This is a genomic window from Ensifer sp. YR511 (assembly GCF_900103045.1).
GTDB classification, from domain to species: Bacteria; Pseudomonadota; Alphaproteobacteria; order Rhizobiales; family Rhizobiaceae; genus Ensifer; species Ensifer adhaerens.
Map to the genome: position 1 here is coordinate 1 of NZ_FNGR01000043.1, position 16,753 is coordinate 16,753.

The window sequence follows — 16,753 nt, forward strand, 5'->3', positions numbered from 1 at the left end:
CTGGGAGATTGCGGATGGGATTGATTGCGATGAGCGAGCGCGATCTGCAGCGGATTGAGGTTTTGTCGAAGGTGATCGCCGGACGCATGACGTTGGCGTCGGCGGAGCACGTGCTTGAGCTAAGCACCCACCAGGTTCGCCGGTTGCTGGAGCGGATCAACACCGGCGGTACGGCGTCGACCCGGCCCCACGCTATGACGGTGCGCACCGTATGTTCGGCATCTTCCTAAGACATGTAGTCTTCGAGCTCCCCTGAAAATCGGGTAAAGGGCGCGTGGTGGCTCGGTCGGTCGTCGAGCGCGCGCCCGAGCGGGACGTAAGCTAAAAGATGGCCCGCAAACAGGCGCTTACGATTGTCAACATCAACTGCGCAACGGAGGCCGACGTCTCTCAAAAGATGACCCGAAGCCTCTGATAAGGCAAGCCAATTGCAAAGCGGCATCGACCGCGGATTGACAGTCGACGGAAATGGGCGGATAGCCCGGATGCCATTTTAAGGCTTCAAAGCACCCTGCTCCCGGTTCTAGGGCTTTGGCAGTGATGCCGTTGACGGTTAGATGGGGTTGCGAAGCCGACCCCGGGCTCTCGGCCGCCCGGCAAAGCCACAAGAATTCTTCCACACGGACAATCAGAGGAAATCATGGAAACGGTAGAAATCAGCGATCGTAACGACTTTGCCCTTTGGGCCATTCAGCGCGCTCAGGAAATCGTGACGGGAGAAGGCGCAGCCTTCGCAATCGCAGCCCAGGGCGCAGACGAGGAAGCCCTGTCGCAAACCGCGGCCGCCCTCGGCCAGGCGATCAGCGATGCCATGCTCGAGGTTTTCGACGGTCTCGTCGCTTCATAAATTCGATCGATTGGCTCTTACTGCCGTCTCGCAACCCGGATCCGCGGGCGGCGTGGTATGGCCTATCGCGCGCCATGCTCACGAAACTAGCCGTGACCGGTGGTACTACAGTCTCAGCCCCAAGAGCTTCGACGAATTACTGAAGGAAGCCAGCGCAAGCCGGCTCCCTCCAGCAGAAGCATTAGATGACGCCGAGCGCGTCCATCGCTTCGGCGACCCTCACGAAGCCGGCGATGTTGGCTCCGAGCACATAGTCGCCGGGGTTCCCGTATTCCTCGGCGGTCTCGGCGCAACGGTCGTGGATCGACTGCATGATAATGGCAAGCCGTGTTTCGGTTTGCTCGAACGTCCAGCTGTCGCGAGAGGCATTCTGCTGCATCTCGAGAGCCGATGTCGCAACACCGCCCGCATTGGCGGCCTTGCCAGGGGCAAACATGACACCTGCATCCTGAAAGATGCGAACCGCTTCCGGGGTCGACGGCATGTTTGCCCCCTCGCCTACTGCGATGACGCCATTCTTCACCAGAGTGCGGGCATCCTTGCCCGTGAGCTCGTTCTGGGTCGCCGAGGGCATCGCGACATCGCAAGGAACGTCCCAGACGGAGCCGCCCTCGACATAGTGTGCCCTGGAGCCTTTCAGCCTGGCGTACTCGGATATCCGCTCACGGCGAACCTCCTTGATCTGCTTGACCAATTCGAGATCGATCCCGTCCTCATCGACGACATAACCGTTGGAGTCGGAGCATGCGACGATCTTGCCACCGAACTCCGCGACCTTTTCCATGGTGTAGATAGCGACGTTTCCGGATCCCGATACGGTCACGCGCCTGCCCTCGAAATCGAGGCCCTTGGTGCTGAGCATCCGCTGGACGAAGTAGGTCGCGCCGAAGCCCGTTGCCTCCTTGCGTGCGCGCGAGCCGCCGTAAATCAACGCCTTGCCCGTCAGCACCCCGGCCTCATACCGGTTGGTGAGCCGCTTGTACTGGCCGAACATATAGCCGATCTCCCGGCCTCCGACGCCGATATCGCCGGCAGGAACGTCCGTGTATTCGCCCAGGTGTCGGTGGAGCTCGGTCATGAACGACTGGCAAAATCGCATGATTTCCCCATCCGTTCGCCCTCTCGGGTTGAAGTCGGAGCCGCCCTTGCCGCCGCCGATCGGCATGCCTGTCAGGGCGTTCTTGAAGGTTTGCTCGAAGCCGAGGAACTTGATGATCCCGACGTTGACGGAAGGATGAAAGCGTATCCCGCCCTTATAGGGCCCAAGTGCGGAGTTGAATTGCACGCGGAAACCGCGATTGATCTGTACCTGCCCGGCGTCGTCGACCCAAGGCACCCTGAAGATGATCTGCCGCTCGGGTTCGCAGATCCGTTCTATAAGGGCCTGTTCCGCATAACGCGGATGCTTGGCAATGACACGCCCCAGACTTTCAAGCACTTCCCGTACGGCCTGGTGAAATTCCAGCTCGCCGGCGTTCCGCCTCAGCACTTCCGTTAGAATTGGTTCCAGCTTCTCATCGACATTCAAGATGGTTCTCCTCTTGCGCGCAGGTTCTTAGGCGCAGACCCCTCGCGCATTATCGGAAGCTAAGCGGCAAGTGAAGATTTATTTCCCGCGGCCATGCAATTCGTGATTGCTTCCCTGGACGCCGTTTTCCTTGGGAAAAACAGGCCGCCTCCATGGCGCACTCGTCGCAGCCGACGTCACCACCTTAGGGCTCACGCTCGGCGTCCGCCAGGTGCGCAAGGCGTCCCTCTGATAGGCGCGCTCGCGATAGAGGCGACGATGCATGGTCGCCTCTATGGCCCCCTGCTCAAGGACAAAGTGCGGGCGCGCTCCCTCGACTGTGAAGCACGCAATCATTCCTCGCGGAAGGCTCGAAGCATTTGGTCGGTGAAGGGCTTTGTTAGATAGGAGATGGCCGTGCGCTCGTCCGTCTGGACATAGACTTCGACCGGCATGCCCGGCATCAGCTTGCGGTCGCCAAGCTTATTCAGCGCCTGGGTGATGTCGACCGTGGCGAGATAGTAGGGTTGTCCGGTGGCGCGATCGATGGTTGTTGCGGCGGCAACCACACCGACCTGGCCATCGAGTTCCGGGGTGGTGCGCTGATTGAAGACGGTGAAGCGCAGGCGGCTGGCCTGGCCCGGCGCGATACGGTCGATGTCGGCCGGCGGGATGCGGATTTCGACGGTCAGGTCGTCATCCTCGGGCACGATCGACATCACGCTGGCGCCGGGAGCGATGATGCCGCCGATGGTATGGACCTGCAGGTCGTAGACGAGCCCATCGACAGGCGCGCGCACCTCCATGCGCGACAGCCGGTCGCGGGCGGCGACCTCGCGCTCGCTGAGTTCGGCGATCTTGGCCTCAATGCCGACGATCTGGGTCTGGGTTTCCTTGCGGGTGTTCTGGTCGATGGCGAGCAGCTTGATGCGTAGTTCGCTGATCTGCCCGACCGCCTCGGCGATCCGCGCCACGAGTTCGCCCTTGGAGCCGTCGATCCGGGCCATCTGGCGCAGGAGATCACGGTGTTCGGAGACTGGCACCAGGCCGCTCTTCAGCAAGGTCTCGAGTTTGGCGATCTCCTTCTCGACGATCTCCCTTTCCGCGTCGCTCGATCCGGTCTGAGCCTTGAGGCCGCGGATCTGCTCTTCGAGCTGGGTGATCTGCAGGCGCATCTGCTCTTCCTGGCTGGTGATCATCCGGCGATTGGCCTCAAACAGCTTGAGCTCGCTGACCTTCAGCACCTCGCTGACATCGAGGCCATCGAAAGACACGGCGGCCTCGCCATCCCGCTCGGCCTTCAACCGGGCGCGCATGGCGTAGAACTGCTGCAACTGACCGCGCACGATCGCGAGCTCCACCCGGGTTTGCGTCTCGTCGAGGCGGATCAGCACGTCGCCCTTCTTGACCTGGTCGCCGTTGCGCACCGCAATCTCGGAAACGATGCCGCCGTCACGGTGCTGGATGAGCTTGACCTGCTGGGAGATGGCGACCTGGCCCTGGGTGATGACGGCCCCGGAAAGCCGGGCATGGGCGGCCCAACCGCCGACGCCGAAAAGCAGAGTGGCGGCAAAGGCAGCGGAGACGACGATGCGCGAGGTGATGCCAAACTGGCTGCTGTCCTTTGCGATCTTGTCTTCGACCTTGGTGGTCTTGGTCTCGTTCTCTCTGCTGATCATGGCCTTCTCCCGGTAACGCGTGACAGCTCTGGTTGATGCGGGTGGTGTTGCTTGCGATTGCTTAGACGGCGTCTCTCTGCTGCTCCGCGGCCGTCTCAATGGCGGCGAGAATGAAATCCTGCTCGGTCAGCGCGTGGCGGCCGGCGATCAGGAATTCGAGATCTTCGTCACGCTCGAGATCGATGACGGCGCGCACGACCGTGCGCTCGCTGTCGCTGAAGGTCTCGTGGTAGAAGGTGATGCGGTTGACCGGCGTCGGGCTGCCGTCATCGGCAAACGGCGCAAAGGCGAGGCCGCCGATGGCTTCGGCAATCTTCGACAGATCGATGCGGTCTCCGACCTGGAAGTCGCGGATCTCATCGCGCCCCTCCCCGCCATTGGCAAGGGCAGCGAGGCTACGAAAGACGAAGATATCTGCGCCTGCGCCACCGGCCAGGACGTTGACGGCATTGCTGGCGACGATGATGTCGTTGCCCTTGCCGCCGATCGCGGTCTCGACGGAACTCAAACTGTCGTTGCCGATCTCGACACCCGTGGCAACGCCGCGGTCGAGATCGATCACCACCGCCTGTGTCGCTGCGGAGGCATCGTAGCGATCAACGCCGTCACCGCCGTCGATCGTATCGTCTCCGTCGTCGGTGCCGGGGAGGAGAACGACGACGAAGGTGTCGTTGCCATCTTCGCCCTTCAGTTCGTCGTCGCCAGCACCGCCGACGAGCACGTCATCGCCGTCGCGGCCGCGCAGCCTGTCGTCGCCATTACCACCGAACAGCATGTCGTCACCGCGGCTACCGGAGATCCGGTCACTGCCGCGCCCGCCGACGATGATCTCGAAGTCCTCGATGCGATCCTCGCCGATCTCGTCGCCTTCGGCGATGCCGGCATCCATGTCGGCGAGAACCGCCTGCACCAGCGCGGACAGATCGAGCGTGTCGATGCCATCGCCGCCGCTATAGCTGTCGTTGCCGTCATCGTCGGCGTCGCCGCTGCCATCGAAGGCGACGACCACGATCGTGTCGTTGCCGGCGCCTCCGGAGACGACATCGTCGCCATTGCCACCAATCAGGGTATCGTCCCCGGCATTTCCGGCAATGACGTCGTTGCCGTCATTGCCGATCAGCGTGTTGCAGTTCTCGTCGCCGGTGATCCGGTCGTCGCCGGAACCGCCGATCACGTTTTCGATGCTCTCGATCGTATCGGAGCCTATTTCCGCGCCGGTGGCAGTGCCTGCGACGAGATCTATGACGACCGTCTCCTGTGCGCTGCTGGCATCGAGCGTGTCGTGGCCTTCGCCACCGGAATAGTGATCGTCGCCATCGCTGGCGGGCGGCGATGCGCTGCGGGTTTCATCGGCGGTGAGGCCAGTGACGATGATGTCATCGCCGGTGCCGGCAAGCACCGTGTCGTCGCCGGAGCCACCGGTCAGCCGGTCGTTACCGGCCCCGCCATCGACGAGGTCGTTGCCGGCATCGCCATCGATAACATCGGTACCTTCCTCACCGAACAGGCGGTCATTTCCCGCGCCGCCCGAGAGATAGTCGTCACCGGCCTCACCAAGCAGGATGTCGTCCCCCTCTTCCCCATAGAGGTGATCGTCCCCCATCCCGCCGAACAGAATGTCGTTGCCGCGCCCGCCATAGAGACGGTCATTGCCGGCCTCACCGTAAAGCGTGTCGTTACCGTCGCCGCCGATGAGCGTGTCGTTGCCGGTGCCCCCGAGAATGGTGTCGTCGGACTCGCGGCCATAGACGATGTCGTCGCCACCAAGGGCCGCAATGATGTCCTTTTGCGGCGTGCCGCGCATCACGTCGTCACCTTCGGTGCCCCTGATCTCGTTCGCCGGCCAGTCCATCAGCGTCATCAGCGCACCATTGACGGTACGGCCGGTGCCATCCGAGACCGAATAGGTGAAAGTGACCTCACCGAGATCGCCGCGTTCCGGCGTATAGAGCCACATGCCCTCGCCATAGGCGCGAATAGATCCATTCGATACCGTCAGGTTGGCGATCGACAGCCTGTCGCCGTCCGGATCGACCGTGTTGGCGAGAAGGTCGTTCAACAGGATGACGGCCGAGAGGTTCATCAGGCCGTTGGCGAGCACATTGCGTCCGGTGACGACAGGCAGGCGATTGCTGCGGGCACTGCCGTCGTCGTCGTCACCATCGCCGGGACCACCAGGACCACCCGGCTCGTCATCGTCGTCGTCATCGCCGCCACCGGGACTGCCGTCATCGTCATCAGCATCGTCGTCCTCTACCCGGCCGGACGGCGAACTGCCGAAGGACGCCAGACCGGGGAAATCGAAACCCTGCGGGCCGTTGTCGTTGGCGGGGCGCGCGCTTGTCTTATAGGGCCGCTCGTCGATGAGATCGGTTGTGGGCAGGCCCTCGTCGAAAGCAAGCCGCACCGAGGAGCGCAGGCGGCCGAGCTTTGACGGCAAGGCCTCGTCCGGAAACGCCAGGTCTTGCAGAAGCCCCTGCACGTAAGCGGCGGCATCCTCGATCGCCCCGAGTGCCCCGGACATGTCGAGCACCTCGCTCGGCTGGCCGGGACCGACCGGCTCGGGATTCGGATCGGGCTTCGCCGGTTCGCTTTCGCCTTCCTTGCTTCCGAACACGGAACCGAGCGCGCCGAGGAACAGCGCCGACAGCACCAGCCGCCCACGCTTGCGCCCGGGCTTGTCCGCGATCTCGTACCGGTTCATCGGCGCGATCGCCTGTTGGCTGTCGGGGCGCTTCAGGATGAGCTTTTCGTCCATGACATCCTCCTCGGCCTGCGGCCGAACCTCTTAAGGTCTCTCACTCAGCCGCCGCCGACACCCGTTGCGGCGGTTGTCCGCCGGCATCCGCACGTCGGGTCTTTTCGACCACCAATGGCCGGGTCTTTTGCGACGGCAGGATCTCCTCCTTCGGACCGAAGGCGACCAGCCGTCCGCCCTGCACCAGGCCGATCATGTCGACCGTCTGCAAGGCGCTCGGGCGATGGGCGACGATGACGACGATGCCGCCGCGCTCGCGCACATTGAGGATCGCCCGGTTGAGCGCTTCCTCACCTTCGGCGTCCAGGTTGGAGTTGGGCTCGTCGAGCACCACGAGAAAAGGGTCTCCATAGAGTGCGCGTGCCAAGGCGATGCGCTGTCTCTGGCCCGCGGACAGGGCGGTTCCATGGGGACCAAGCTCGGTCTGGTAGCCATTCGGCAGGTGCACGATCATCTCGTGGATGCCGGCGGCCTTGGCGGCGCGGATGATCGCCCGCGCATTCGGCGCTTCAGCGAAGCGCGAGATGTTGTCGGACACGGTGCCATCCATCAGCGCCACGTCCTGCGGCAGGTAGCCGACATGCTGATTGAACAACCCCTCCGGCCACTGACTGAGATCGGCGCCGTCGATGCGCACAGCCCCACGCAGCACCGGCCAGATGCCGAGTATGGTGCGAGCGAGCGTCGTCTTGCCGCCACCCGACGGGCCAATCAGCCCCACGGCCTGGCCGGCCTTCAGTTCGAGGCTCACCTCGCTCAGAAGCACCGCGCCAGTCGAAGGCGCAACCGTCGTCACCTTGTCGAGGCTAAGGCTCTGCTGCGGCGCCGGCAGGTCGAGATTGCCGCCGCGTTCGTCGAGCACGCCGAGCGTCTCGTTGAGGCGGTGATAGCTGCGGCGGGCGGCGACGACGCCCTTCCACTGCGCGATTGCCAAGTCGACCGGCGCCAGTGCCCGGGCCGTCACGATCGACGAGGCAATGATCGAGCCGGCCGACATCTGTCCGCGGATCGCCAGATAGGCGCCGAGCCCGAGGATCGCCGATTGCAGGATCATGCGCAGCACCTTCGAAAGGCCCGACAAGGTGCCGCCGATGTCCGAGGTTTTGGTCTGACAGTCGAGGTGGCGACGATTGGCCTTCTCGAAGCGCGCCACGGCCCGGCCGGTCATACCCATGGCGTGCAGCACGTCGCTGTTGCGGGCATTGCTTTCGGCAATCGAGCTGCGCGCCACGGAGGCCTTGATCGTCGGGCTGGAATGGCGCCGCGTCATCACTTCGGCGATCACCGTCAGCAGCGCCAGAACCAAGGCGCCGCCGAGCGTGAGGTAACCCAGCATCGGATGCAGGAGCCAGACGAAGGCGAGATAGATCGGGATCCAGGGCAGGTCGAACAGCGCCACCGGGCCCTGGCCGGCGAGAAAGCCGCGCAGCGTGTCGACATCGCGGCCGCGTTCCGTCGCCTCGGCGGTCGAATAGCCGAAGCGCGGCATTTCGATCACCACCTTGTGGGCGAGCGGTGCCAGTTCCGCATCGAGCCGCGCGCCGAGACGCACCAGGATCTGCGAGCGGATGACATCGAACAGGCCCTGGAACAGGTAAAGCCCGACCGCGAGTACCGATAGCGCCACCAGGGTGGAGATGCTGCCGCTGGTCAGCGCCCGGTCATAGATCTGCAGCATGTAGAAGGCGCCGGTCAGCGCCAGGATGTTGATGATGCCCGAGAGACCGAAGAGATAAATCAGGATACCGCGCATGCCGCCGATCTTGTGTTGCGGCTCTTTCTTCTTGCTCATGATGAGATCCCCTTTTGCCCGCCCCGCATGCCGTCCCGGCCGACGTCAGTCGGCCGGGACGTGTGCTTCATGTTCAGGAGACGCCGTTGAAGTCGGCGACCTTGAGGTTGTGGGTGCCGTCGAGCGTCAGTGCGAACTCGGCATCCTGGTCGCCATCGACGCTGCCGCGGATCACGGTTACGTCGGCACCGTCGCGGGTCTCGTGCGTAACCACGATCTGGCCCGCCCCTGAAAGCGTCGTGCCGCTGGAAAGCGTGAAGCCCTGCTTGCCGGCCTGCCCGCTGCTCGCATCGATCGCCGAGAAGTCGATCCGGTCGCCCGGCGAGAAGCCGTAGATCGTGTCGCCGTCGGCCGCCGCCACCGACGTGAAGCGGAAGACGTCGTCACCCAGGCCGCCGTCCATGATGTTGACGGCCGTCGAGGCGGTGATCTCGTCGTGACCCGAACCGGTGATGATATTCTCGAACCCGTAGATTGTATCGGTGCCGACCTCGGCCCCCACCACCTGGCCGCGGCCCATGAAGCCGTTGCCGAGATCCACCTTCAGGTTGCCGGTCGCCACCGAATAGTCGAGCGTGTCGACGCCATCGCCGCCCCAGTAGCTGTCGGAACCGTCGTTGAGCGTGGCAAGCACGATGTCGTCGCCGTCGCCGGCCCAGACTTTGTCCGCCCCGGCGCCGCCTTCGATGATGTCGTTGCCGGCATCGCCGTAGAGAAGATCGTCGCCGCCATTACCGAACAGCATGTCGGCGCCAGCTCCGCCGTGGACTTCGTCGTTGCCGGCCCCACCGGAAGCGACGTCATCGCCGTCGCCGCCACTCAGCACATCGTCGCCATCCTCGCCGCGCAACACGTCGTTGCCGCTGTCGCCAGAGAGAATGTCAGCCGATGCCCCGCCGAGCAGGATGTCGCCGGCGGCCCCACCGAGCAGCACATCGGAGGCCGCCGTGCCGATCAGCGTGCGGGCCGCAACCGGCAAGGATGTGCCGTCGGCGTCACCGGAGCCGTCACCCGAGCCGCAGTGGTCATCATCTCCGTCGTCGTCCGAACCGCCTTCGTCTTCATCATCATCATCATTGTCTCCGCCGGAAACGAGGGTCGGCGTGTCGCCGACGAAGGTGATGGAGTGCGTGCCGCTCGAAAGGGTTCTGGTGCCGTCGCCGTTGTCGGTTTCAGCATAGTCGGCAGGATTGGCACCCGTCGGGATCTCGATGACATCCTGAGGCCGCAGCGCGCCGACGATGGTGTCCTGACCGCCATTGCTGCGGAAGACGATGCGGTGCGCCGAAGACAGGCTCGAAATGTCGATCACGTCGTTGCCGGCGGAGCCTTCGACGGTGATCGTGGAGTAGTTCAGGCTGGTCGTGTCGAAATTCCCGATGACCTGGATCGTGTCGCCTTGACTGACGCCCTGGTCCGGGCCGCCATTGTTGTTGTTGTTCGTCACGTTCAGGGTGTTGACGCTGATCTCCTCGATGTTGTCGAGCTCGGCGATGACGCTTTCGACGCCGCCGACGGTGCGGGTGATCACGATTTCCGTCGAGGCCAGGAACGTCGTGTTCAGGCTTGTTGCCAGGTTGGCGTTCTGGCCGGCGGTGATGGCATAGATGCGGAACAGTTCGGCGCCGGCACTGCCCGAAAGCACATAGGTGTCGCTGCCCGCACCGCCGTCGATGATATCGCGTCCTTGAGTGCTGCTTTGGTTGATCGTGTCATTGCCGCCACCGGCAAAGACAATGTCATTGCCCGCGTTGCCGTTCAGCGTGTTTGCCGCATTGTCGCCGACGAGAATGTCGTTGCCGGTCCCGCCGTCGATTGTGCCCAGGATATCGCGCACCACGTCGACGGTTGCCGTATCCGTACCGGTTCCGCGGTAGGTGAAGCTGCCACCGACAGCAACGCCGTTGTCGTTGATCGTGACGCCATCCGGGCCGAGGGTTGCCGTGAGACTGTTCGCCTGCGTGATCGCCGAAATCGCCATGGCGCTGTCTGGATCAACATCGTTGGCGAGCAGCGCCCAGCTCGGGATCGTGAAGGGATTGCCATTGGTCCAGTTCGTCACGATACGATCGTTGTTGGCGATCATGGGATCGTCCACGGCAACGACGCTGATTGTGGCGGTCGCCGGCTGGCTGTCCCGGAAGCCGTCATTCACCGTCACCTCGATGGTCCGCGCCGTGATGGCTGGGTTATCCGAGGTGTTCGAGAACCGGACGGCGTCCAGCGCGCGCTGGTAATCGGCTGCACTCGCCTCGCCTGTGAGCAGCAGCACGAGTTCCCCGGCAATCACTGCCTGCGACACCGCGATTGCCGCGGGGCGACCGTTGGCCGTCGTTGCCGAGAGCGCGTCGCCCGCTGCCATGTTCTTCAGCACGACGCGTGCCGAGACGATCGTCTCGTCCGTGGTGATGCCCGAGAGGCTCGAGATCCCGACGGCTGCCTGGTTTTCCGTGAAGGTCGCGTTCCAGGCCGTCGTTCCGTCGTCGACGGGCGTGGTGTATTCGACATTCACATTGTCGATCCGAACGGTTTCGGTGTTGCCGTTCACGCCGCTGAAGACGAAGCGGATCGCAGACGAGGCCGTGAACGGACCCGCAAGCGAGAGGTTTGCCATCCCATCGTTCGATGCGCCGGTAATCGTCTCTATGGTCGTGAAGTTGTTGCCATCGGCGGAGAACTGCACCTGCAAGGTTTCGCCGTTGTCGAGGCCGCTTTCTTCGTAGCTGAAGCTCAGCGTCGCAGTGCCGGCGCCGACCATGGAAAGATCGACGGTCCGGGTGATCGTGGCGCCCGCTGGCGTAGAGCCGGCGCCTGTGTCCTGGCGGAATTCGAGCTGTCCGCCAGTGACGCGGATTTCGCCCGTCGTCGCCACGTTTGTCGTGCGGTCGTCCGTCTCAATCCATGGCGAAGTCCAGGTCGCCGATCCGTTTGAGTTGGCGTAGTTCGCGGAACCGAAGGCATCGCGATAATTGCCGCTGTCGAAAGCGTGCAGGTCGAGCGAAGGACCACGAAGGTCGAGGACCCGATCGGCAAACTGGATGCGTTCGATGTTGAAGAGGCGGTCGGTCCCCTCGGCCTCGAGATTGCGTCCGGTTACCGGGTCGATGACGCCGGCGGTGGGGTCTGTGTGGGCGACCGTCACGCTGCCATCGGCATTGAAGGTGATCTCGTAGTTCTCGAAGTTGTCGTAATAGACGGCCGTGTCGACATCGCCAGCCTTGCCGCCATCGACAATCTCGCGGATGACCTGAAGCTGGCTTGGCTTGATCTCGCCCGAAAACAGGCGGCTCTGGATGTCGGCGATCGAGTCGACGCTGAAGGCAGACCAGCCCTGACCTTCACGCGGCGAGACGAGGATGCGTACGTTCAGCCACTTGTCGCCGTCGATGATGTCATTGCCGCCCATGCCGCGGATCGTGTCCGAACCGCCGCCGCCGAGGATGATGTCCGACCCGTCGGACGTATCCATCACGGCGACCTCCTTTGCGCCCGCCGGGTTGATCGGAATGCCGTTCGCATCGAGGTTGTGCGGATTGTAGAGGTCGAAGCGCTGGAGGTGGGCGACGAGCTCGCGCAGCCCGGCGATCCGGTCGACATTCTTTTCGAGCAGCGCGTTCGAGAAGCTCTCGATCGGAGCGTCGGCGTCGACTTGAGCCGCATTGCCGTTCGGATCGTAACCGCCGATGACTACGTCGCGGCCGGTGAGCGTATCGTTGCGATCCCAGCCAGAGAGCCCTTCGACCAGATCATAACGGTCGCGCAGGATGTTGTTCTGCTGGTTGACGAAGATGCTGATGTTCATGTTCGCATCGGCGTCGTAGTTGTTGTTCTTGAACGTGGTCCAGTCGAAGCCGGCCATGCCGTTCGAGCGGTTGACGCCGATGCCTTGCACCATGATGTCGTCGCCGGATTCTGCATCGAAATCGGTATCGTTCTCACCCGCGATCATCACGTCATGGCCGATGATGCGGGAGTTGAAGAACAGTTCCGAATTGTCGCCCGTGAGCGTCGTCATATTGCCCTGGGCTTCCATCCAGTCGTCGCCCTCGTTGCCGAGAATGGCGCCGCCACCCCCGGTGGGCGCCCGGATGAAGTCGTTGCCCTGGCCACCCGAAAGCGTCTTCTGATCCTCCCCGCCGGCCAGCACGTCGTTGCCGTCGCCGCCGAAGATCAGGTCGAGGCCCATGCCGCCATTGATGACGTCGTCGCCGGCTTCGCCCTTGATGACGTCGCTTGCGCCGATGTCGGTGCCGCTGTCCGTGATGATGTCGTCGCCGTCACCGCCGTGCAGATGGTCGACGCCGAAGCCGCCCTCGATGCGGTCATCACCGCCCTCGCCCCAGATCGTGTCGTCGCCTGCACCCCCGATCAGGGTTTCGCCGGTGTTCGTGCCGCCAAGCACCACGTGCTCCTCACCGGTAAAGCGCAGGTAATTGGTGCCGCGAACGACGAGGGAATCGGTGCCCGTGACCGCAGAAATCACGTCGGCTTCACGGGTCGGGTCAGCATTGCCGAGCCCGTGGTTCCACTGCTTGGTCTGATCCATCGTGATGATGTAGTCGGCCGTCTGGAAGGCCGAGCCGTTGATGTGAAGGCCGCTGTCCTCAGTGTCGGTATTGCGGCGGATCAAGTCGGCGAAACTGTCGGCCTCGAGTTCGTTGAGCAGGTTCTGCCCTTGCGTGCGGCTCAGATAGTAGAAGCGGTCGCCGTTCTGGAGGTTCTGGATCTGCAGTTCGAAGACGAAAGTGAAGGTCGAGCCCAGGATGCCGCCGAAGGGCATCAGCGCCTCGGCTAGGCCGCCGATCCAGAAGTCCACCTTGTTGAGGCCGGTTTCCCGCGCTGCCCATGTGCCGGTAGAGTTCAGATAATCGAGCCGCGCCTGGCGGTCCGCCGGCGTTTCACCGGTCGTGCCGAACACGAGGTCCCAGGCGGCATCCCGCTTTGCCTCGGCCGTGGTGGCGGCGAGGACCGTTTCATGGGTGCCGTAGGCGGCGATGAAGTTGACGATCGAAAGCGGGTTCTTGATGTGCAGGGCGAGATCCGCCCAGCTCTCATAGGGCTTGAGGTAGCTGTCGTTCGTCTGTTCGTAGATCTGGCGTCGCGCCTCGTTGAGCGAGGGAATGCCGGTTTCGCGCGCTCGGGTGATGTTGACCGCCGCGAGGTCCAGCGGCAGGCCGACGAGGTTGTTGCGCAGCGCGCTGGTCACGAATTCGTCGATCTCGTTGCCGACCTGCTGGGTCATGCCGCGAATGATGGCGCCGGAGGCAGCGTGTGCATCGACGCCTGCATTGTTGAACGCCAGCGGGTTGAGGAAGGCTTCAATCAGGCCGAGCTCCTGCGGTGTTGCCGCGCCTTGAGCGTTCAGCGTGAGCATCTCGACGTTTTCGGCAAGCATCGAGTGGCCGAAGCGATAGACGACCTGGGCGAATTCCTCGAAGATCGCACCGTCGATCTCGACGGAGTGGGAGAACACGAAGGCATCGATCTGCGGCGCCACGGCGCGGACGAACTCCTCGAAGACGAGGTGCTGGTAGACCATTTCCGTCGAGAAGCGCGCCGCCTGGAAGAGACGCTCGCCATCCCATACGAGGCCTGTGGAACTGGTCGGGAACGTGGTCACGTCGACCAGCAGCCACTCGTTGAGCAGCGCCAGATCTCCTTCGGCCAGCACCGTCGCCTTGATGGCGCTGACCTGCCGGTTGTGCTCGCTGTGGAAGACCGAATGGGTCGCCGTCAGCGCGATGTTCTCGTTGCCGCGGCCATCGCCGACGACGAAGTGGGCGTCGAGCAACTCATCGTCATAGGTGACGTTGACGCCGAATGCGTTCGGAAGGATCGGATTGCCGGCAACATCGTCGTCGTCCGCGACAACAGCAACGGGGGCAGTTTGCGGGTTCCGGTCGTGATCGACAGGACCGCTCGGTACGGCGCTGTGGGCGATGTCGTTGAGGAAGGCGCGGCCGGCGCTCAGCGCCGTGACTGCATCGATCGGGTTCGCGAGATTGCCCTCGACAGGTCCGTTGACGGTTATCATCAGCGGCAGGCCGTTGGGTCCGCGAACGAATTCGCCGTAGAGGTCCGTCACCAGGAGCGGCACACTATGAACGTTCAGGTCGCTGAGCTCGATGCCGAGCAGGTCTCTTGCCTGGTTCTTGATATCAGCCCAGGTCGGCGGTCCGCCCGTTGCGCCGTGTAACATCTCGCCCGTTGCCAGGGGCTTGCCGTCCACAAGCACATACTGGCGCAGGAAGACCTGGTGCGATGGATTGGACGTATAGACCTGGTTGAGATCGATCCACGGTGTGGTCTCGTTGCGGTGATCGCGGATGTCGTCCGACGTTCCGAGTACACCATCAGCGCCCGGGTCATTGGTCGCGCGGGTAAGGACCATGAAGTTGGTCGCACTACCCGGGACATAGAGCGGATCATCCGGCTGCAGGGGAATGATGACGTTGCCGCTGCCGCCCTTCGAGGTCAGGTCGAGGCCGTGGTCGAAGAACTGGCCGAAGATGGTCATGAACCCGTTGAACGAAGCGGTGTCGCCGAGGTCGGCGGCAACGTTCTTGATGAAGACGTTGTCGCCATCCATCGTCACACCGTGAGACGAAAGCTCATCGATGACAGCGGCATCGGCCGCGGCGGCCGCGGCCTCGGCGGCGGCCGTCGCGGCACTTCCAGTCGGAATTGCGTCGCGCGCGGCAATCGCGTCATCGAGGGCATCCGTTGCGTCCGCCAGGTCCCCCGCTGCCGCGTCCAGCACCGCATCGGCGGTCGCCAGCGCCGAAGAGGCGCTTGCTGCAGCGCTTTGGGCACCGTCGACGGCGCTTGCCAGGCTTTGTTGCTCGGCCACAGCGTCTTGCAGGACGATCACCGCGGTCGCGTGCTCCGCCTGTGCTGTCGTCAGTGCCGCCGAAGCGTCTTCCAGATTCTCGACCGAAAGATCGTAGGCGATCTGAGCGTCCTCTCGTGCATCCACAGCCGCGAGATACAGCGCGCTGTTTTGCGGTGTCGGCGCATTCTGGAACGCCGTGAGGGCGGCGCTCTCCGCCTGCTCGGCCAAGGCCAGATTGGCAAAGGCGATGTTGCGTGCATCCGTTGCATCGGACACCGCCGACGCAGCGGCCTGGCTGGCTGCAAGTGCCGTGGCGGCAGCCGCCTGGGCGGTCGCGACCACAGGCGCATGGGCATCGCGTGCCGCGATTGCCGAGGCCAGAGCGGCATTGGCGCTTGCGAGCGCCTGCGTTGCTCCCGACTGGACGACGACGGCTGCGTCATAAGTCGCCTGCGCCGTTGCCTGCGCCGTCTGAGCATTGGCGACGACGACATTGGCGGCAGCGACGGCGGCGGCAGCGTTCGCAGCCGCCGTCGCCACGGCGGCATGCGCTGCGCGTGCAGCTGCCTGCAGATCCATAACCGTGCGGACAATGCCGAGGGCTTCCGCCCCCTTGATGTCGACGGACGCAAGCGCTGCCGCTATCGCGGCGGGATTGTCGAGCGACTGGTCGGCAACGATGTTGGAGATCAGCCGTGGCTGGCTATCGTAGACGGACCCCGTCGGATCGGCATAGCTCGTCTGTTGCCCGTTGCGCGGGTTGATTTCGGCCGGCGCGTAGTTCGGCGTCAGCAACCGCACCATCGTTTCATCGGATGAGCCGAATTGTGTCATGTTCGGCTGGAAGTTGTTGAATGAGCCATCGACCGTGCGGAGGCCGTAGGGAAGAAGGGGGCTCGATACCAGCTGTTCGAGAGCGGCACGCGGATCGGCGCCGCCGTTGATGGCTGCCGTGTGGGCTTCGGCGATCTTGATCTGCGTCAGGATGAAGTCGAGGTCGTTCCGGTTAAGCTTTACCATTTTTCCCTCCATCGGAGCACCCCGCAATCGCGGCCGCCCGTTTTCAAACAAAGTTCCACCGTCCGGCGGTGAGGCTGTCCTCCCCGGCGCGCCGGTTGCTTTTCGTGTCTCGTTCGTGAGCCGAAATAGGCCTTCTGATGCTCGTATGGTGAGCTGCGGCGCCGACGAAAGAAACGGCGCAAGGTCGGACGAGATTGTCGACGAAGGTTGGAGCGGATTTCGGACTAGTGGACGTGCACTCATGGCATTGGTCCAATGAAAAACCTGGACTTAGGTCCAGTTCTTCTTTCTCCCGTAGAAATTGACTGGAGAAGGTCT

6 protein-coding genes and 1 pseudogene are annotated in these 16,753 nt (G+C 63.4%); 2 read left to right on the forward strand and 5 right to left on the reverse strand.

From position 1 onward, the window contains the following. Nucleotides 1-14: 14 nt before the first annotated feature. Together BLU15_RS34900 and BLU15_RS34910 are read left to right on the forward strand one after the other, a co-directional pair. Nucleotides 15-197, forward strand: a pseudogene (locus BLU15_RS34900) (ISNCY family transposase); the annotation flags it as partial. Nucleotides 198-640: 443 nt separating this feature from the next. Continuing rightward, on the forward strand, nucleotides 641-847 hold the full coding sequence (locus tag BLU15_RS34910; protein ID WP_060520539.1) for a hypothetical protein: 207 nt from the start codon (nucleotides 641-643) through the stop codon (nucleotides 845-847). Between the two features lie 181 nt (nucleotides 848-1,028). Here the strand turns inward: BLU15_RS34910 and gdhA are convergent, their stop codons facing one another. From gdhA to BLU15_RS34940, 5 genes are all read right to left on the reverse strand, one after another. Next, nucleotides 1,029-2,375 carry an NADP-specific glutamate dehydrogenase gene (gene gdhA / locus BLU15_RS34915; RefSeq protein WP_089046067.1) on the reverse strand — a complete coding sequence of 449 codons (1,347 nt, stop codon included), beginning with the start codon at nucleotides 2,373-2,375 and terminating at the stop codon, nucleotides 1,029-1,031. 332 nt (nucleotides 2,376-2,707) lie between these two features. Further along, complete coding sequence (locus BLU15_RS34925; protein WP_090301723.1) at nucleotides 2,708-4,033, reverse strand: HlyD family type I secretion periplasmic adaptor subunit; 1,326 nt, start codon at nucleotides 4,031-4,033, stop codon at nucleotides 2,708-2,710. 61 nt (nucleotides 4,034-4,094) lie between these two features. Continuing rightward, the gene (locus BLU15_RS34930) at nucleotides 4,095-6,791 is read right to left on the reverse strand and encodes a calcium-binding protein (RefSeq protein WP_176960449.1); all 2,697 of its coding nucleotides are present in this window, start codon (nucleotides 6,789-6,791) and stop codon (nucleotides 4,095-4,097) included. Between the two features lie 40 nt (nucleotides 6,792-6,831). Next, on the reverse strand, nucleotides 6,832-8,583 hold the full coding sequence (locus BLU15_RS34935) for a type I secretion system permease/ATPase (protein WP_090301724.1): 1,752 nt from the start codon (nucleotides 8,581-8,583) through the stop codon (nucleotides 6,832-6,834). Nucleotides 8,584-8,656: 73 nt separating this feature from the next. Continuing rightward, the gene (locus BLU15_RS34940) at nucleotides 8,657-16,435 is read right to left on the reverse strand and encodes a peroxidase family protein (protein ID WP_162766052.1); all 7,779 of its coding nucleotides are present in this window, start codon (nucleotides 16,433-16,435) and stop codon (nucleotides 8,657-8,659) included. Nucleotides 16,436-16,753: the final 318 nt, after the last annotated feature.

What these genes read in the sequence shown, in the direction of transcription:
- BLU15_RS34910 (WP_060520539.1), top strand. Translation starts at nt 641, where the DNA reads ATGGAAACGGTAGAAATCAGCGATCGTAACGACTTTGCCCTTTGGGCC.
- BLU15_RS34925 (WP_090301723.1), bottom strand. Translation starts at nt 4,033, where the DNA reads ATGATCAGCAGAGAGAACGAGACCAAGACCACCAAGGTCGAAGACAAG.
- BLU15_RS34930 (WP_176960449.1), bottom strand. Translation starts at nt 6,791, where the DNA reads ATGGACGAAAAGCTCATCCTGAAGCGCCCCGACAGCCAACAGGCGATC.
- BLU15_RS34935 (WP_090301724.1), bottom strand. Translation starts at nt 8,583, where the DNA reads ATGAGCAAGAAGAAAGAGCCGCAACACAAGATCGGCGGCATGCGCGGT.
- BLU15_RS34940 (WP_162766052.1), bottom strand. Translation starts at nt 16,435, where the DNA reads ATGGTAAAGCTTAACCGGAACGACCTCGACTTCATCCTGACGCAGATC.